A 17,537-nucleotide genomic window follows, 5' to 3' on the forward strand; every position below is an offset into this window, starting at 1 on the left:
AGGTCGGACCCATCAGGCTAAACAGGACGCCATGTTGACCATAGGCAAGCGCGACGCAAGCGGCACGACCGCCTCGGGGGGGGACCACGACCCGCGCGTGGCGGTCGGCGAGGAAGATGGCGTTCTCGGCTGCGCATTCTCCGGAATCTGGACGACACGCACCGTGGCGCTGATCGACGCCGACATGCGCAAAATCGAGAAACGAAGCGGTTTCAAGACCCTGGCGCTTGATCTTTCAAAAATCGAGAAGATCGATACCGCCGGCGCCTGGCTGATTGACCGGCTGGTCAGCGCCTTCGAGAAGAAGAACGTCGAGGTCCGGCTGCAAGGCCAAAGCGAGATCGCCTCCATCCTGCTCGACGCGGTCGGCGAAGCTGTCCGGCGCGAACCCGAATCCGGACCGGCGCGGCCGCCCAACATTGTCATTCGGGCACTGGAGGCGGTTGGCCGGCGCGTCTACGAGATGCGCGACGATTTCCTCGCTTCGATGAATATATTGGGCGCCACCATCCGCGGCGCGCAGATGAAGCTCGGCCGCGGCCATGCCGTCAATCCGGCGGCCATCTTCAACCAGATCGATCGCATGGGCGTCGGCGCAATCCCCGTGGTGGTGCTGATGTCGGCGATCGTCGGCGCCATCGTTGCCCAGCAGGGGGCTTATCAGCTCAGCTATTTCGGCGCCGATATCTTCGTCGTCGATCTCGTCGGCGTGCTGATCCTGCGCGAACTCGGCGTGCTGATGACGGCAATCATGATCGCCGGCCGCTCCGGCAGCGCGATCACCGCCGAAATCGGCTCGATGAAGATGCGCGAGGAGGTCGACGCGCTGAAGGTCATCGGCCTCAATCCGATCGGCGTCCTCGTCTTTCCGCGCCTTGTGGCGCTGGTGATCGCCTTGCCCTGCCTGACGATCATCGCCAATTTCGCCGCACTCGGCGGCGGCATTGTCGCTGCCTGGCTTTACTCCGATATCCCACCCGCTGCCTTCATCGACCGGTTGCGTGTCGCAATCGATCTCAGCACGATTTTCGCCGGGCTGATCAAGGCGCCTTTCATGGCCATGATCATCGGCACGATCGCCTCCGTCGAGGGCATGAAGGTCGGCGGCAGTGCCGAATCGCTCGGCCAGCACGTGACCGCTTCGGTGGTGAAGTCGATCTTCGTCGTCATCATCCTCGACGGGCTTTTCGCCATGTTCTACGCAGCGATCGAGTTCTGACAAGATGGCGAAGGGCAACGGGATAGAGGTGAAGGGCGAGGACGACAGTGAAATCGTCCTCTCGGTGCACGACGTCACCGTTGCCATTGACGACAAGCTGATCCTCGACAAGCTGTCGCTCGACATCACGCGCGGCGAGATACTGGGGTTCGTCGGAGCGTCGGGCGCCGGCAAGTCCGTGCTGTTGCGCACCATTCTCGGGCTGATGCCCAAGCAGTCGGGAACAATCAAACTGTTCGGCGTCGACGTCGACAAGGCGAGCGATATCGAGCGGCTACGCATCGACATGCGTCTTGGCGTGCTGTTCCAGCATGGTGCGCTGTTTTCGGCGCTGACCGTGATGGAGAACGTGCAGGTGCCGATGCGCGAATATCTCGACCTGCCCAGGAAGCTGATGGACGAGCTGGCGCTGCTGAAGATCGAGCTGGTCGGCCTGCCGCCGGACGCGGCGCAGAAATTTCCCTCCGAGCTCTCCGGCGGCATGATCAAGCGTGCCGCGCTTGCCAGGGCGCTGGCGCTTGATCCGGACATCGTCTTTCTCGACGAGCCGACGTCGGGCCTCGATCCGATCAGCGCGGCCGAGTTCGACGAGCTCGTCGTCAAGCTGCGCGACACCATGGATCTGACCGTTTACATGGTGACCCACGATCTCGACACGCTGTTTACCGCATGCGACCACGTGGCGGTGCTCGGCAAGAAAAAGGTGCTGGTCGAAGGCAGTATCGACGACATGCTGAAGAGCGAGGAACCGTGGGTGAAATCCTATTTCCGCGGAAAACGCGCCCGGCAACTTGATCTTGCCGCACGTGCATAGCCATAAGTGAAGCAATGGAAACCAGAGCCAACTACGTCATTGTCGGCATTTTCACGCTGGTTGCGATCCTGGCGGCTTTCGGCTTCGTCTATTGGACGGCCGCGATCGGCGACAGGGGCGAGACGACGCTGCTGCGGGTGCGCATTCCGGGCTCGGCTTCCGGTCTCGGCCGCGGCAGCTTCGTGCTGTTCAACGGCGTCAAGGTTGGCGACGTCAAGCGCGTCTATATCGACGTCGACAATCCAACTGTCGCCATCGCCGACACCGAGATCGACCGGATGACGCCGATCACCAAGTCGACGCAGGCCGATATCGGCCTCGCCGGCCTCACCGGGCAGGCCAATATCGAGCTCAAGGGCGCCGACCCCAAGGAAGTGAAGCTGCTCGACCAGGCCGAAAAGGAAGGCAAGGTCGCCGAGATCGTCGCCAACCCTTCGGCCGTGACCAACCTGCTGCAGACGGCGCAGAACATCTTCACCCGCGCCGACAAGGTGCTGACGGAGCTGGAAGGCTTCACCAAGGATGTTCGCGGGCCGCTGACGCAGACCGTGCACAACGTGCAGACATTTTCCGATGCACTGGCCAGGAATTCCGAGGGCATCGACAAATTCCTGTCCGCCGTCAGCGCGCTGTCCGACGAGCTGAAAGGCGTTTCAGGAAAGCTCGACGGCACGCTGAAGGCGGCGGAAGGCCTGCTCAATGCCGTCGATAAGGACAAGATCAAGAGCATCGTTTCCAACGTCGATACGGTGACAGGCAACCTCAAGGAAACCTCGCGGCAGCTCGACGGCGTGATCAAGAACGTCGATACGGCGGTGGGATCGGTCAACGACTTCGCCAAGCAGACGCAAGGCACGTTGGCCAAGGTCGATGGCGTGCTCGACGGCATCGACCCGGCACAAGTGCGCCAAGCGCTGGCCAACATCCAGAAGGCCAGCGACAGCGCCAACAAGGCGGCGGCCGACATCGCGGAGGTGACCGGCAAGATAGCCAATCGGGCTGACGACATCGACCAGACAATCAAGAGCGCCAGGCACCTGGCGCAACGGCTTAACGACGCCTCGGTGCGGGTCGACGGTATCCTCGCCAAGGTCGACAAGCTGCTCGGCTCGGGCCAGGCCGACGGCGTGATGGCCGACGCAAGGGATACGCTGAAATCCTTCAAGCAGGTCGCCGATACACTGAACGCCCGCCTTGGGGTCATTACCGACAATCTGGCGCGCTTCTCCGGCCAGGGGCTGCAGAATGTCGAGGCGCTGGTGCAGGACAGCCGTCGCTCGATCAACCGCATCGAGGAGGCGGTGACGGATCTCAGCCGCAATCCGCAGCGCATCCTTTCGGGTGGCGAAGGCGAGGTTCGGCAGTTCGACGGCAGGGCGCGGCGTTGACTTCGGCGCCGGCCCGCAGCAAGAACATAGCTCGTGAATGCGGGTTGATCTTACGATCCGGGGACAACGGGGATCACGCGTGACGTTGAGTAGGCTTGGAACGGGCGGGTTGAAATCAGCCGCGGCGCTGCTTGTCCTGACGGTTGCCGGTTGTGCGGTGCTGGGCGGCAAGCCGGCACCGCTCGACACGTTCGAACTGTCGGCGCCAATGGTCGACGTGCATGGCCATAGCCGCCGGCAGATTCTGATCGCCCAGCCCTCTGCGCTGAAGGCGCTGGACAGCCAGAACATCGTCATCAAACCCTCCGACCGCTCGATCCAATATCTGAAGGGTGCGCAATGGGCTGACCGCCTGCCGCTGGTCGTGCAGGCGCGGTTGGCCGAGACGTTCCAGCGCTCGGGCAGCTTTGCCGGGGTGGGAAAACCGGGCGAGGGGCTGGCGATCGACTATCAGGTGATCGTCGAGGTTCGGTCCTTCGAGGTGCGCGTCGATGGCGGCGAACATGCCGAGGTCGACCTGTTCGTGCGCTTGCTCAACGATCGCAACGGCGAAGTGAAGGCTTCCAAGAGCTTCACCGCATCCGCGCCCGTATCGGGCAGCGGCAACCCCGCCTATGTCCGCGCTCTCGACGCAGCCTTCGGCGATGCGGCCAAGCAGATCGTCCGCTGGACCGATTCGGTGATCTGAACGCCCGGCGTAGGGATCCAACCGAGCTCTTTCGGGCTACCGATGTTCGAAGGCGTCCGGCCGCAGCTTTCCAGTCTTCATCAGGTGCTGCAGGGTGTAGGTCACGGACAGCGCGTCGTCCAGCGCGTCGTGCCCCTGCAATGGCGGGTGTTCGACGCCGTAGTAATCCGCAAGCTTGTTGCTCGGCGTCCTTGCCAAATCCTCGATCGGCATGCCGGCCGCGATCAGCAGCTTGACGGCGTTATCGAACCGGGTGGCCGGGATGGGCGGCTTGATGCCCGCGACGTAGCAACTGATGGCGATCATGTTCAGTTCGTCCTTGCCCCAGGACCAGAACCGAGCCCCATCTGAGAAACGATCGACGCCTGCAAGGGCATCTTCCAGCGCAACGCCCTCGGCCTCGATGATTTCTTCTGTGATGCCGGTCAGTCGGGTGAAGAACGGATCGAGCCCGTATCTCTCGCCAAATCGGTCGATCGGCCTGATATAGGCGTTGTGCGTGCCCAGCACGGGGAAGTCGCCTTCGAGGCCGAGCCTTGCCGCGCCGATCTGGGCAATGACCGGATCGGGGTCATCGGCCGCGCACCAGAATCTGCGTTGCGAGCCCTCAAGGCAGAGAAACTCGCAGTCGAAGATGATTGCCGTCTTCACAACTCAGGATCCGGTTCCGGAAAACGAGATAAAACCCGGATGCGTCTTCCGCATGGCGACGTCAGTCCCTTCAAGGAAAAAGGCGAGAGTTCCCCGCCTTTTTCGTTTCGGCTTGTCGACCGCTTAGTGCAGGCGGCCGCTGGCATGGGCCAGCATGGTGTAGACCTTGCCGGTGTCCGACGTGAGATAGGTCTGCGCCATGATGTTGTCGCGGTCGTTGCGCGAGACATCCTTGAGCAGCTTCTCGAAATCGTCGCAATAGCGGTCGACGGCGGCGCGGAATTCGGCCTCCGCCTGGTATTTGCGGCGGATTTCGTCGAACGTCTGCTGGCCTTTCAGCGTGTAAAGCCTGCGCGTGAACACGTCACGCTCGCCACGCCGATAGCGGTTCCATAGCTCGATCGAGGCATCGTGGTCGATAGCCCGGGCGATATCGACGGACAGCGAGTTCAGCGATTCCACGACATGCAGCGGCGAACGCTGGGCCGGGGCCGGGCGCGGTGCTTCCGCGGGCGCCTGGGGGGCCGCCGGCCTGAGCTCGGCATCGTTCGACGCGGCGGTCAGCAGATCGCGCACCCAACCGCCTTGCGGCGCGCGGGCAGTGGCGTCGGCGGCACGCGGGCGCGGTGCCGCCTCCGCCGGACGCTCCAGATCGAGCGTGCCACGCAGTCCCGCGCCACCCAGCGGTGCCTGTGGCGGGCGCAGATCCGCCTGCGGCTGTGCCGGGGCACGACGGGGCGGCTCGGCGGCGCGTGGGGCTGGTGCCTGCGGCGCGCGCAAAGGGCGTGGTTCCGAGGAGTCGCCACCACGACCGGATTTCGCAACGATATCCGAAAGCTCCTTCAAGGCGTTGATCTGCTCGGAAACGGCGCGGCGGATGGCCGAGGTCGATTCCTTGGCCTCTTCCGGCATCTCGATGACGCCTTTCTTGAGCTCGGCGCGGGTGAGGTCGAGTTCGCTCTTGATCGAGCCCGCCGTGCGCCGCATTTCCTCGGTCGCATCGGCGAAGCGCTTGGTTGCCGACTCGACGACATCGGTGATGGCGTTGCGGATCTTGTCGGCCGATTCCAGCGTCTTGCCTTCGGCGTTCTGCAGCGTCTGGCCCACGAGGTTTTCGAAAGAACGCATGACCCTTTCGAGATCTTCCGACTTCTTGACCAGGCCGACGGCGAGATCCTCGAGCGACGACTGTCTTTCCAGCGTGTGTTCGAGGTTGCTCTGGGCCGAGCTCAGGAGGTCGGAAGCGCCGGCGAGCAGACGGCTGTGTTCGTCGAACTTGGTGGCGATCGAGGCGACTTCGCGCAAGGTCGACGACGACAGTTCCGTCAGTCTTGTCGTGTTCGAATCGACCAGACGCGCCGAGCTGGCAAAGGTCTGTGCCGCCTTTTCGGTGGTCGCAGCGAAGCTTTGCGTGCTGCCGGTCAGGCGTTGGTCGACCTCGCCGAGATTGACCGCGGCCTGCTCGATCAGCTGACCGAGCTGCGAGCTGGATTTGGTCATGCGGCCGATGAGATCGGCGACACTGTCGGACAGCGAAGAACGGGCGCCTTCGACCGCCGACAAGGTTTCGGCGGTACGGTTGGCGAGCGCATTGACCAGGGTCGCATTCTCGCTACGCAGCTTCTCGGTCGCGCGTTCGGTGACCTCCTCCATGCTCTTTTGCAGTTCCGAGCCGCCTTGGGCGAAGCGCTCGACCAAAGGCCGCGCGGTTTCGTCGAGGATCTTCGACATCTCGGCGGACCGCGCCGCGAGCATGGTGTTGAGCTCGCGGGTGTTGGCACCGATCGTCTTGGCGGCGTCGTTGGTGCTCTGGCCGATATGCTGGCCGACCGCGGTGAAGGTCTCCGCGATCACGTTGGCACGCGATACGAGTTGCGCCTCGGCGGTCGATACCTGCTCGTTGAGCCTCTGGCCCATCGTCTCGGCAGTGTTGGCGAGCCGGTTTTCGACGCCGGCGATCTGCTCTTCGACACGGGCGGCGGCGGCCGCCGCGCTCGACGCGAGACGCTCGTCGGCACCGGCAAGCGCCTGCTCGATTTCGCGGGCATGCACGGCAAGTTCCTGGCCGGTCTGGCGCGCGCGATCGGCGACCCGCTGTTCGGTGCTTGCGAAGGCGCCGACGATGGTCTGCGCATGCTCGCCGATCGTCGAGGTGCTGTCGGCGATGCGCGAAACCAGGCGCTGGTCGGCGTCGTCGAAGATGCGGGCGATTTCGGATGCCCGGCTGGACAGCGCGCCCGAACCCTCGGCGATGCGCGAGACCAAATGCTGGTCGGCGGCGTCGAAGATGCGGCCGAGGTCCGACGCGCGGGCGGCGAGCGCCTCGGCGGATTCGCCGATGCGCATGCCGAGCCGCTGGTCGGCGCTTTCGAAGTTGCGCAGGATGTCGCCGGCGCGGGCGGCCAGCGACTGCGCCGTCTCCACGGCCCGGGCGACGAGCTTCTGGTCGGCCGCGTCGAATGTGCCGGCAATCTCGCTTGCGCGGGCGGCCAGCTGATCGGCGGTCTCCTGGGCACGGGCGGCGAGCTTCTGGTCCGCCATGTCGAAGGTCCCGGCGATCTCGCCAGCGCGGGCGGCGAGCTGGTCGGCGGTTTCATGGGCGCGGGCCAGCAGCGAGCTGGAGGTGTCGTCGGCGCGGGCGAGCAAGGCGTTCGACGTATCTTCCGCACGGGCGTGCAGGCGACGGTCGGCCTCCTCGAAGGTGCGGGCGATGTCTTCGGCCCGTGCCAGCAGGGCGGCGGACGTCTGTTCGGCGCGCTCGGCGATCTTGCGATCGGCGTCACTGAAGGCGGCACCGGCCTGCTCGTGCAGCGTGCTGGTGACTTCGAGGACCTTTTCGCGCAAGGCGCCGGCGACGAAGACCGCGCTCTTCTCGAGCACGCTGCGGACGTTATCGACACCAGTCGACAGCGCGCGCTCCATGGTGCCGGCGCGTTCCTCGATGATGCCGGTCTGGCGGCTGAACGCCTGCTCGATCTTGTCGACATCGGCAGCAATCGCGGCGGAAATGTCCGTGCTCCTGGCCGCGATCTGGTCGATGTGGCCGGACAGCGAGCGATCGACGTCCCTGCGGGTCTCGGCGAGCTTGCCAAGATCGTCTTCCAGCGCGCGGCTGAGCATATTGCGGCCTTCGGACAACTTGCCGACATGTCCAGCGATGATGTCGTCGACATCGCCGCGGCTTTCGGCCAGCCTCTGCAGGTCGGCTTCGAGAGCGCGCTTGAGAATGTCGCGGCCCTCGGCGAGCTTCTCGACCTGGCCGGCGACCAGACCGTCGATGCTGGATCGGCTCTCGGCCAGCTTGGCAAGGTCGGCCTCCAGCGCGCGCTTGAGGACATCGCGGCCTTCAGCGAGCTTCTCGACCTGGCCGGCGACCAGACCGTCGATGCTGGATCGGCTCTCGGCCAGCTTGGCGAGATCGTCCTCCAGCGCCTTCGACAAGGTCGAACGCTCCTCGACAAGCCGTTCCGCGTGATTGTTGACGTGCCCGCTAACGGTCAGCAGGTCGGCCTCAAGCGCCTTCGACAGTGTCGAACGCTCCTGGGCAAGCCGGTCCGAATGGCTGTTGACAAGGCTGTTGACGGTTTCGAGATCGGCCTCCAGTGCACGGGCGAACTGGGAGCGATCGTCGACCAGTTTCTGGGACTGGTCGGCAACGGTGTTTCTGACCGTGTTGAGGTCGGCCTCCAATGCGCGGCGCAGGATGTCGCGACCTTCGGCCAGCTTCTCGACCTGGCCGGCGACCAGCCCGTCGATGCTGGAGCGGCTTTCGGCCAGCTTGGCGAGATCGTCCTCCAGCGCTTTCGACAAGGTCGAGCGATCCTGAACCAGCCTGTTCATGTGATCGGCGATAACGCTGTTCACATTCTGCAGATCGGCTTCCAGAACGCGCGAGAGCTGTCCGCGATCCTCGGCCAGTTTGTCCGACTGGCTCGATATGACGCTCTTGATCGTGTTGAGGTCGGATTCCAGCGCACGCTTGAGGATGTCGCGGCCCTCGGCCAGCTTCTCGACCTGGCCGGCGACCAGCCCGTCGATGCTGGAGCGGCTTTCGGCCAGCTTGGCGAGGTCGGCTTCAAGCGTTTGCGACAGCAGGCCGCGGTCTTCCGCCAGGCGCCCGGAATGGCTGTCGATCAGGCCGCGTATGCCCGAAAGGTCGCTTTCGAGCGAACGGCCGAGCTGCGAGCGGTCTTCGGCCAGTTTTGCCGAATGCGCCTCGATGAGGTTCTTGATGCCGGCAATATCGTTTTCCAGCGCCTTGGCGAGTACCGCGCGGCCCTCGGCGATCTTCTCGACCTGGCCGGCGACAAGGCCGTCTATGTCGGCGCGGCTGTCGGACAGTTTGCCGAGATCAGCTTCCAGGGCGCGCGACAGGATGTTGCGGCCTTCGGCCAGCTTTCCGACATGTCCGGCGACCATTTCATCAATGATCGTGCGAGCTTGCACCAATTTACCAGAGTCTTCGTTGAGAGCCAGAGAGAGCCGGTTGCGGCCTTCTTCCAATCGTTCGAGATGACTGCCGAGCGACGCATCGATTGCGGCGCGCGATTCGTTGACCTTGCGCAGGTCTTCTTCGAGCGCACGCGCTATCAGGCCGCGGCCTTCAGCCAGCTTCTGCACCTGGTTGGTCACGGCGGCATCGATGCCGGCGCGGCCCTCGGCGAATTTCTCCAGGTCCGCCTGCATGGCGGCCGCCATGCGCTCGCGGCTCTCGGAGAGCTTGCGGCTGTGGTTTTCGACGGCTTCCTCGATACCGACGCGCGCATCGGCAAGCCGCTGGATGTCGGCGTCGAAGGAGCGCGACACGACGTGGCGGGCTGCCTCCATGCGGCCGGCGAAATCGCTGGCGCGCGCTTCGAGCATGGATGAGGTCGAGGTGACGATGTCGGCCATATCGGCGCCGATCTGGGTCTTGCCCTGATCGATCATGGCCGACAGCGTGTCCTTGCTCTCGGCGAAGGTGTGGGCGATTTCACGCGCACGCTCGACCAGCGTTTCGTTGATCTGGCGGGCACGGGCCTCAAGCGCGGCATTGAGCTTCTGGGTGCCGGTATCCAGCGCTTCTGCGCGGGTCTGGAACTCGCTGATCAGCGCCTGGCCGCGTTCGGCCAAGGTGCGCTCGATGCCGTTGAGGCTGGCTTCGAACTCGGAATTGAGGGTGCGTGCGGCGCCGCCGAGCAGCGACACCATGCCGGTGGTGCGGTCGTCGAGCAGGTCGGTCAAGGAACGGGTCAAGCCGTCCGTGGTGTCCGTCAGCTTGGCGATACGGGTGTCAAGCAGACTGGCGAAAGCCTCACCGGAGGTCGAAAGCCGGTCGGTGATGTTGTCGAGGCGGCCCTCCACGGAGTCGAAGATCGACATCGAGCTTTCGTTGATGCGGTCGATCAGCGTGTCGCCGGAATTGGTGATCGTCATCGACAGTTTGGTCGACGCATTGAGGATGCTGTCGCGGATGATGTCGCTTGCCGCGCCGATTTCATCGCGCAACGTCTCGTGCGCGCCGGAGATCGAGGCGCGGACGCGTTCGGCATGGGTGACCACCGCTTCGCGTTCGCTGCCCAGTCCGTCGACCAGCGACCTGATCCGGGTTTCGTTTTCCGAATAGGAGCGCTCGATCTGGTTGACCTCGCTGTGGACCAGCGTTTCCAGTTCGACGGCACGGGCAAGGGTGCGTTCGATGCCTTCGCCCATTGCGGCCACCTCGCGGCGGACGGCCTGGCCGATCATCATGACGCGATCCTGAGCCATGTTTTCCGGCTCGGTCAGACGGAAGGCCACTTCCGTCATCGATTGCGCGGCGATGCGCATGTCCTGGGCGCGGCGAATCATCGCCGCGAAGGCCCAGAACAGGATGACGGGCACGATTGCCGCGACGGCGAGGCCGATCAGTTCGGGGCGGGCAAAGAACTGGTCCAGCGTGCGTATCCGCCAGATGCTCGGTCCAAAAAGCAGGTTGGCCAGTCCGCCGGCGCCGGCGATCCAGGCGAGCGAGACAAAGGCGATGACCCAGTAGATGGTGTTGGAGGCGCGCCTGTTCAGGCTGTGCAGAAGGGTCTTGTAATCTTTCTGGCGATCATCGTTGGCTGGGGCGAAGCCGGCGGGCTGGCCACCATTGCGCGTCTCCACCGGGCGAAGTTCGGCCGGCTTGGCCATTGGCGCGGGCTTGGCGCCCTGAGCCTGATTGACGACGGGCGCCGCCGGCTGCTGATTGCGTCCCTCGCGTGCCAGCTCGTCGGCGGCCTGGGATATCTGCGCTTCCAGATCTTCCATCGAAGCCGCGATATCGAGGTCGCCGCTGTCGGCATCGCCGCTCAAGTCGAGATCGAGTGCTTTTTCGAGTTCCCTGGCTACGTCGCTGTCGAGATTTCTGGTCGTCGTTGGTTTCTTCGCCATGCCTTCGCTACCCTGTACTAGCTGCCGCGGGGGCTTATAATTCTGTTTGTCTTACCCCCGCGCAGGAGGCTGAAAATGGACCCTCGTATCGTAATGACACAGGGGGGTAAAGAAAACATGCATTCCGCGGGATACGTAAAACTTTAAATATAAGGTTAACGCAACCGTGATTTGGGCGCCGCTTTCGCAACATTTTTCCCGGCCATTCATTAACCCGTTGTCCACTGGAATCGCCTAGTTTTCTGGCGGCCGAAGAAAATGGAGTTCGAGTTCATGCGTGGCGAAAGCGGCATTGCCTTCTCAATGCCGGGGGGCGACGTATCGGGAACGAGGCAGTCCCGGCCGGTCGATTTGGCACACCTTGCCCGGCAAACGATGGGCGACCGCGCCCTCGAGCAAGAGGTGCTGGCGCTATTTGTACAGCAGGCATTATCGGTGCGCGACAAAATAGTCGATGCCGACATCAAGGACCGGCTTCTGCTGGCTCACGGCTTGAAAGGGTCGGCCCGCGGCGTGGGCGCCTTTGCCATCGCCGACTGCGCCACCGATATCGAGCACCGGCCGGAGGACGTCCAGACCCTCAAGCGGCTCGGCGGGCTGATCGATGAAGTGCGCGACTTCATAGCCGCCATCAGTCGCTGATTCCGGTTTGCGACAAAAACGTCACGGAGCGCCGCTTTCGCGCGGCAGTTGACTTGTTTGCCGGAGTGATTATCTCGGGCGAAATTCCCTTTCGTCCCGGGCGAACCTCCCTTCGTCCCGGGCGAAACTCCCTTCAGGTGACAAATGACCAAGCTGACCTTCATCGCCCATGACGGCACACATTTCGACGTGGATGCCGAAAACGGTTCGACGGTCATGGAAAACGCCATCCGCAACGCCGTGCCGGGCATCGAGGCGGAGTGCGGCGGCGCCTGCGCCTGTGCGACCTGCCATGTCTATGTCGACGAGGCATGGACGGCCGAAGTCGGCGAGCCCGAGACGATGGAAGAAGACATGCTGGACTTCGCCTATGAGGTCCAGCCGAACTCGCGCCTGTCGTGCCAGATCAAGGTGCGCGACGCTCTCGACGGCCTGATCGTGCGGGTTCCCGAACGTCAGGGCTGAAATCCAGCATCGGCGATTTTTCCCGCTGACGCTTGGCAGCGGGCCAACGGTCATGCAGTCTCGCCTGGACTTTCGCAGCGAGGCGCATCATGACCGGCATCATCAGCACAGACGTCCTCATTGTCGGGGCCGGGCCGGTCGGCCTGTTCGCCGTGTTCGAGCTCGGCCTGTTGGACCTGAAGTGCCATCTGATCGACATTCTCGACAAGCCCGGCGGCCAATGCGCGGAACTCTATCCGGAAAAGCCGATCTACGACATTCCCGGCTGGCCCTCGATCTCGGCGCAAGGGCTCGTTGACAAGCTGCTCGAGCAGGTTGCGCCGTTCAAGCCCGACTTCACCTACAACCGCATGGTCTCCAGTCTCGAAAAGTTGGACGACGCCGGCTTTCGCGTGACCACGGACGAGAACGAGGTGTTCGAGGCCAAGGTGGTGGTGATTGCCGCCGGCGGCGGCTCATTCCAGCCGAAGCGCCCGCCAATTCCCGGCATCGAAGCCTTTGAAGGCGCGAGCGTCTTCTATTCGGTCCGCCGGATGGAGGATTTTCGCGGCCATGACCTGGTCATCGTGGGCGGCGGCGATTCGGCGCTTGACTGGACGCTGAACCTGCAGCCGGTGGCAAAGAGCGTGACGCTCGTTCATCGGCGGCCAGAGTTTCGCGCGGCGCCCGACAGCGTCAACAAGATGTACGCCATGCAGGAGATGAAGCAGCTGGAATTCAGGGTCGGCCAGGTGGCCGGGCTCACCGGGGCCGATGGCCAGCTGGCATCGGCCACGATCAAGGGCGGCCCGGATGGCGACATCGAGGTGCCTTGTACGCGCATGTTGCCGTTCTTCGGACTGACCATGAAGCTCGGTCCGATCGCGGAATGGGGGCTCAATCTCCACGAGAACCTGATCCCGGTCGACACCGAGAAGTTCCAGACATCGGTGCCCGGCATTTTCGCGGTGGGCGACATCAACTCGTATCCGGGCAAGCTGAAGCTGATCCTGTCGGGTTTCCACGAGGTGGCGCTGATGGCGCAGGCCGCCAAGCGCGTCATCAGCCCCGGCGAACGCATCGTGTTCCAGTATACGACTTCGTCGACCAGCCTGCAGAAGAAGCTCGGCGTCTCGGGCTAATTATTCCGCCAGGATCGGCGCCGGATCGTCGACGTGGCCTCGAAGTTCTTTCTCGGGCATCAGGGTCAGCGCGATGAGGCCCAGTCCCAGAGTGCCGGCCGCGACGAGGAAGATCATCGCGAAGGGTTCGGCCGATACGACATGTCCCGCCACCTCAACGCCTTCACCGGCCAGCGGCAATCCGAAGCCCAGAGCGACGGCGCCGAGCATCGCGACCCCCAATGCACTGCCCAGCGAACGTAGAAAGGTAAGCACCCCAGTCGCTACGCCAAGATGCATTCGGTCGACGGCGTTCTGCACGGAGACGGTGGTTACCGGAAATGTCGTCCCGGTTCCCAGCCCGATACAGATGGTCAGGACCTCGACGACAAGCAGCGATGCATGGCCGGCGACAAAGGCCAGCAGGCCCATGCATAGGGTGGCGAAGATGACGCCGACCATGGCGATGCGCTTGTAGTGGGTGAAGCGCGGTATCAGGCGGCCGCTGGAAGCGGCGCCGCCCACGGTTCCAAGCAGTAGGCCAAGCATTGCAATGCCCGACTCGCTCGCCGTCAGGCCAAGTATCGATTGCAGATAGACGGGCAGATAGACGGCAAGGCCGACGCTGGAGGCCTGGAGCAGGAACATCGACAGAGTGCCGGCCAGGACGATCGGGTTGCCCAGCACCTCGAGCGAAATGAGCGGTTCGGCCGCCCGCGTCAGCCGCAGGGCAAAGGCGCCCCAGAAAAGCGCGGAGCACGCCAGGACGCCAATGACTTCCGGCGAAAACCAGGGGTAGGCGCTGCCGCCCCAGTTCAGCGCCAGCAGCAACAGCGCCGTGGCGACGATGAGCAGCAATGCGCCGAGACCATCGATGCTGTGATTCTTGGCCGCGATCGGCAGCTTCTTGAGCGGCTTGTTGATGATCGCCATCGCAACAATGCCCAGCGGGATGTTGATCCAGAAGATGAGGGACCAGTGCAGATGTTCAGCAAAAGTGCCGCCCAGCAGCGGCCCGGCGACGCTGGCAACGGCCCACGTGCCGGAAAACCACGCCGCATAGCGTGCCCGCTCGCGCGGCGGGACAAGGTCTCCGACCACGGTCTGCGTCAACGCGAAAAGGCCGCCGCCACCGGCCCCCTGGATCGCGCGCCCCAGGATAAGGACGAACATGTTGGGGGCCATTGCGCTGACCAGCGATCCGGCGAGAAAGATGAGGATTGCCGCATAGACGGTCGGCCGCCGTCCATGGACGTCGGAAATCTTGCCGTAGAGCGGTGCCACGGCGGTCGCGGTCAACAGGTAGCCGGTGACGATCCATGGCAGATATTCGGCATGGCCGAGTGAGCGCCCGATGGTCGGCATGGCGGGCGCGACGATGGTCTGGTCGAGGGCTGCCAGCAGCATCGACAGGAGGACGCCGCCGATAATGGCGTTCTTTTCGCTTTCGCTCAGCGGCGCGCTTGCCGCCGCCACGGCCTGCTTGTCGACAGCCTGGTCCATACTTCTCGTCCATGCGCTTTGCGCTGCCGCATCGGGTCTGTCTGGTGCGTCCGCGGCGCGATCGGTTGTGATGCTCGTGCTTCCAGCTTGTGGCTGTAGCAACCCTGGATATGTCGTTCCGTATAGGCCTATTTCGACTAGTGCTCGAAAAAAAATCGAGACTGGCACTACGCTTCCGCCCGGTTGGCTTGCATCCAGGCCAACGGAAGCGGTGAGGAAATTCAGGTCGGCGGCGGCAATCGGCCACTTCCGATGCGCTCCATCCTGTAGCGCATCAGCCGCAGGATGCGGCTTTCGAAATTGGCGCCTTCGACAAGGTCAAACCGCACCTGATCCTGATCGTGTCTGGCTAGCTGAACCGCCGTGATCTCGGCGGCCTTGGCCTTTGCCGCATCGCAGTCCTTCTGCGGATAGGTTGCCTTCAACGCGTCTTCGAGTGCACGGCCGTGGTTCTTGGCGATCTCGACATGGCGGTCTTCATGGCGCTTGATGTCGGCCGACAATGTATCCCAGAACAGCCGCACGTCGGCATCGGCTTTGCGCGGCCGGCGCCATTCGGGGAGGATCACCTTGACCTTGACGGTCACGACCGCGTCGGCGATCCGGCAGGAGCCGGACTGGCTGGCGTAGCTGATGCGTGTCGTGAAAGCCATCTGGGTGGCGCCAGGGTGGCGCGATCCCGTGCTTTTGACCTGCGGCCCGTGTTTGGCGAGTTGCTGCTCGATATCCTCCAGCGTTCTGCCGCCGATGGCGAAATAGCTGTATGTCTTCACCAGATTGGCCGCATCCGCCGGAACGGCGGCGGTAAGCAGCAGTGCGCAGAGCAGGGATCGTGTCATCATGTTGCCTCTTCGGTCACCTTGCTTTACGGCCTTTGCCGGCGCAACGGAACTGGTCCGATGCGGATCACACATCGTTGATGACCTCTTGGTTGATGAGCCCATGGTTGATGCGCAATGACGGCGGGGCGATGGCAGCTGGCGCATGAGCGCCATCTCGAGCTTGGCGGCAAGGCCGTGGTGGTCGGCATCCTCAATATCACGCCCGACAGCTTCTCCGATGGCGGCCTGTTTGATGCTCCCGAAAGCGCGCTGGTCCAGGCGCGCCGCATGATCGGGGAAGGCGCCGCAATCATCGATGTCGGCGGAGAATCCACCCGGCCGGGCGCCGCCGCGATCTCGGCCACCGAGGAGCAGGCCCGTATCCTGCCGGTGATCGAGGCGCTGGCGCGTGCGGGCGACGTGCTGATCTCGGTGGATACCTATCGTGCGGAGACAGCGCGGCTCGCCGTGGCCGCCGGCGCGCACATCGTCAATGATGTCTGGGGTCTGCAGCGCGAGCCCGACATTGCGCGAGTGGCGGCCGAAACCGGCGCCGGGCTCGTCATCATGCATACCGGCCGGGATCGCGAGAAGCTTCCCGACGTGATCGCGGACCAGCTGGCGTTCCTGGGGAAATCGCTGGAGATCGGGCGCGGGCAAGGTGTCGCAGACGACCAGATCGTGCTCGACCCCGGCTTTGGTTTCGCCAAGGAGACGGCGGAGGAAAACCTCGACCTGATGGCACGGTTTTCCGAGCTTGATGCACTCGGCTTCCCACTGATGGCCGGTACGTCGCGGAAGCGCTTCATCGGCACCGTCACCGGCCGCGACGCAGCCGACCGGGCAGCCGGGACGGCGGCGACCAGCGTCATTCTCCGGCTCAAGGGCGCGCATCTGTTTCGCGTCCATGATGTCGCAATCAACGTGGACGCGCTGGCCGTGGTGGATGCTATGCTGGCGCGGGAAACCGGATCGGAACGCTGAGCCATGTATGTCATCCGCATGAAGAATTGCGCCTTCTTTGCCCGGCACGGCGTGCTGGATGAGGAAGAAGCGCTCGGTCAGCGCTTCTATGTCGATGCCTCGCTCACTGTCGAGCCCGGCCGCGCGCTCGTCGATGACGCCATCGGGGAAACCGTCAATTACGGCGTCGCCTTCGCCGTCATTGAGGAAATCATCACTGGACACAGGCGTTTCCTGATCGAGGCTTTGGCCCTGGAGGTCGCAAAGGCTCTCGCCGGGCGCTTTCCCCAGATCCGCAAAGCCGAGGTTACCGTTCGCAAGCCGAATGCCCCGGTGCCTGGCGTGCTCGATTACGTCGAGGTGACCGTTGTCTGGCCCGAGTAATACCGTCTATCTGAGCCTCGGCGGCAATCTCGGCGATCCGGCCAAGTCGATGGGGGCCGCGTTACGCCTGCTCGACGCCGATTCCGATACTGACGTGGCTGCCGTTTCTTCGCTCTACCGGACGCCGCCCTGGGGCAAGCTCGACCAGCCGGATTTCCTCAACGCGGCCGCCGAACTGTCGACTCGGCTGTCGCCGCGGACATTGCTCGACCTCTGCCTTGATGCCGAGCGAAAGCTCAAACGCGTGCGTGAAGAGAGGTGGGGGCCGCGCCTGATCGACATCGACATCCTGGTGTTCGGCGACCGCATCATCCATGAAACGGGCCTTGAAGTGCCGCACCCGCGCATGCTGGAGCGCGCCTTCGTGCTGGCGCCGCTGGCCGAGATCGCGCCGGACCTTACCGTAGACGGCAAACGCGTTGTCGATCGCTTGGGCGCGGTCGACGCGGCCGGCATCGAGCGGCTGCCATCCGGCCGCGACTGGTGGCTGCGCTAGACCGCAGAAA

General features: G+C 63.9%; 14 protein-coding genes. 10 read left to right on the forward strand and 4 right to left on the reverse strand.

What is annotated here, in order from left to right:
• Window positions 1-31: 31 nt before the first annotated feature.
• The 4 genes from O7B34_RS07670 to O7B34_RS07685 are packed head-to-tail and all read left to right on the forward strand — an operon-like array spanning window position 32 to window position 4,109.
• On the forward strand, window positions 32-1,219 hold the full coding sequence (locus O7B34_RS07670; RefSeq protein WP_337130390.1) for an ABC transporter permease: 1,188 nt from the start codon (window positions 32-34) through the stop codon (window positions 1,217-1,219).
• Window positions 1,220-1,223: 4 nt separating this feature from the next.
• Window positions 1,224-2,033 (forward strand): ABC transporter ATP-binding protein, encoded by an 810-nt coding sequence (locus O7B34_RS07675; protein WP_140503653.1) that lies wholly within the window; start codon window positions 1,224-1,226, stop codon window positions 2,031-2,033.
• 14 nt (window positions 2,034-2,047) lie between these two features.
• On the forward strand, window positions 2,048-3,421 hold the full coding sequence (locus tag O7B34_RS07680; RefSeq protein ID WP_337145513.1) for an MlaD family protein: 1,374 nt from the start codon (window positions 2,048-2,050) through the stop codon (window positions 3,419-3,421).
• A gap of 37 nt (window positions 3,422-3,458) precedes the next feature.
• Window positions 3,459-4,109, forward strand: coding sequence for an ABC-type transport auxiliary lipoprotein family protein (locus O7B34_RS07685; protein ID WP_337145514.1), 651 nt, complete (start codon window positions 3,459-3,461; stop codon window positions 4,107-4,109).
• A 36-nt stretch (window positions 4,110-4,145) separates the two neighbouring features.
• Here O7B34_RS07685 and O7B34_RS07690 read toward each other — a convergent pair whose 3' ends face one another.
• Together O7B34_RS07690 and O7B34_RS07695 are read right to left on the reverse strand one after the other, a co-directional pair.
• On the reverse strand, window positions 4,146-4,760 hold the full coding sequence (locus O7B34_RS07690) for a 3'-5' exonuclease (protein ID WP_337145515.1): 615 nt from the start codon (window positions 4,758-4,760) through the stop codon (window positions 4,146-4,148).
• A gap of 123 nt (window positions 4,761-4,883) precedes the next feature.
• Window positions 4,884-11,153 (reverse strand): kinesin, encoded by a 6,270-nt coding sequence (locus O7B34_RS07695; protein ID WP_337145516.1) that lies wholly within the window; start codon window positions 11,151-11,153, stop codon window positions 4,884-4,886.
• Between the two features lie 273 nt (window positions 11,154-11,426).
• Here O7B34_RS07695 and O7B34_RS07700 point away from each other — a divergent pair, with 273 nt between their 5' ends.
• From O7B34_RS07700 to O7B34_RS07710, 3 genes are all read left to right on the forward strand, one after another.
• A complete protein-coding gene (locus tag O7B34_RS07700; protein ID WP_140503663.1) occupies window positions 11,427-11,795 on the forward strand; it encodes an Hpt domain-containing protein in 369 nt (122 codons plus the stop codon).
• 144 nt (window positions 11,796-11,939) lie between these two features.
• Window positions 11,940-12,260, forward strand: coding sequence for a 2Fe-2S iron-sulfur cluster-binding protein (locus O7B34_RS07705; protein WP_337140444.1), 321 nt, complete (start codon window positions 11,940-11,942; stop codon window positions 12,258-12,260).
• Between the two features lie 89 nt (window positions 12,261-12,349).
• A complete protein-coding gene (locus O7B34_RS07710; RefSeq protein ID WP_337145517.1) occupies window positions 12,350-13,381 on the forward strand; it encodes an NAD(P)/FAD-dependent oxidoreductase in 1,032 nt (343 codons plus the stop codon).
• On the opposite strand, the gene O7B34_RS07715 is transcribed toward O7B34_RS07710, so the two are convergent.
• Both O7B34_RS07715 and O7B34_RS07720 read right to left on the reverse strand, forming a co-directional pair.
• Window positions 13,382-14,863 (reverse strand): MDR family MFS transporter, encoded by a 1,482-nt coding sequence (locus tag O7B34_RS07715; RefSeq protein ID WP_337145518.1) that lies wholly within the window; start codon window positions 14,861-14,863, stop codon window positions 13,382-13,384.
• 221 nt (window positions 14,864-15,084) lie between these two features.
• On the reverse strand, window positions 15,085-15,705 hold the full coding sequence (locus O7B34_RS07720) for a DUF922 domain-containing Zn-dependent protease (protein WP_337145519.1): 621 nt from the start codon (window positions 15,703-15,705) through the stop codon (window positions 15,085-15,087).
• Window positions 15,706-15,819: 114 nt separating this feature from the next.
• Here O7B34_RS07720 and folP point away from each other — a divergent pair, with 114 nt between their 5' ends.
• The 3 genes from folP to folK are packed head-to-tail and all read left to right on the forward strand — an operon-like array spanning window position 15,820 to window position 17,527.
• Entirely contained in the window at window positions 15,820-16,668 is an 849-nt protein-coding gene (gene folP, locus O7B34_RS07725) for a dihydropteroate synthase (RefSeq protein ID WP_337145520.1), read from the forward strand.
• Between the two features lie 3 nt (window positions 16,669-16,671).
• A complete protein-coding gene (gene folB / locus O7B34_RS07730; RefSeq protein ID WP_337145521.1) occupies window positions 16,672-17,031 on the forward strand; it encodes a dihydroneopterin aldolase in 360 nt (119 codons plus the stop codon).
• Window positions 17,015-17,527, forward strand: a complete 513-nt coding sequence (folK, locus tag O7B34_RS07735) for a 2-amino-4-hydroxy-6-hydroxymethyldihydropteridine diphosphokinase (RefSeq protein WP_337145522.1) — start codon at window positions 17,015-17,017, stop codon at window positions 17,525-17,527. The genes folB and folK overlap by 17 nt, the downstream gene beginning before the upstream one ends.
• Window positions 17,528-17,537: the final 10 nt, after the last annotated feature.

The sequence above is a fragment of the Mesorhizobium sp. Cs1299R1N3 genome (assembly GCF_037179625.1).
GTDB lineage: Bacteria > Pseudomonadota > Alphaproteobacteria > Rhizobiales > Rhizobiaceae > Mesorhizobium > Mesorhizobium salmacidum.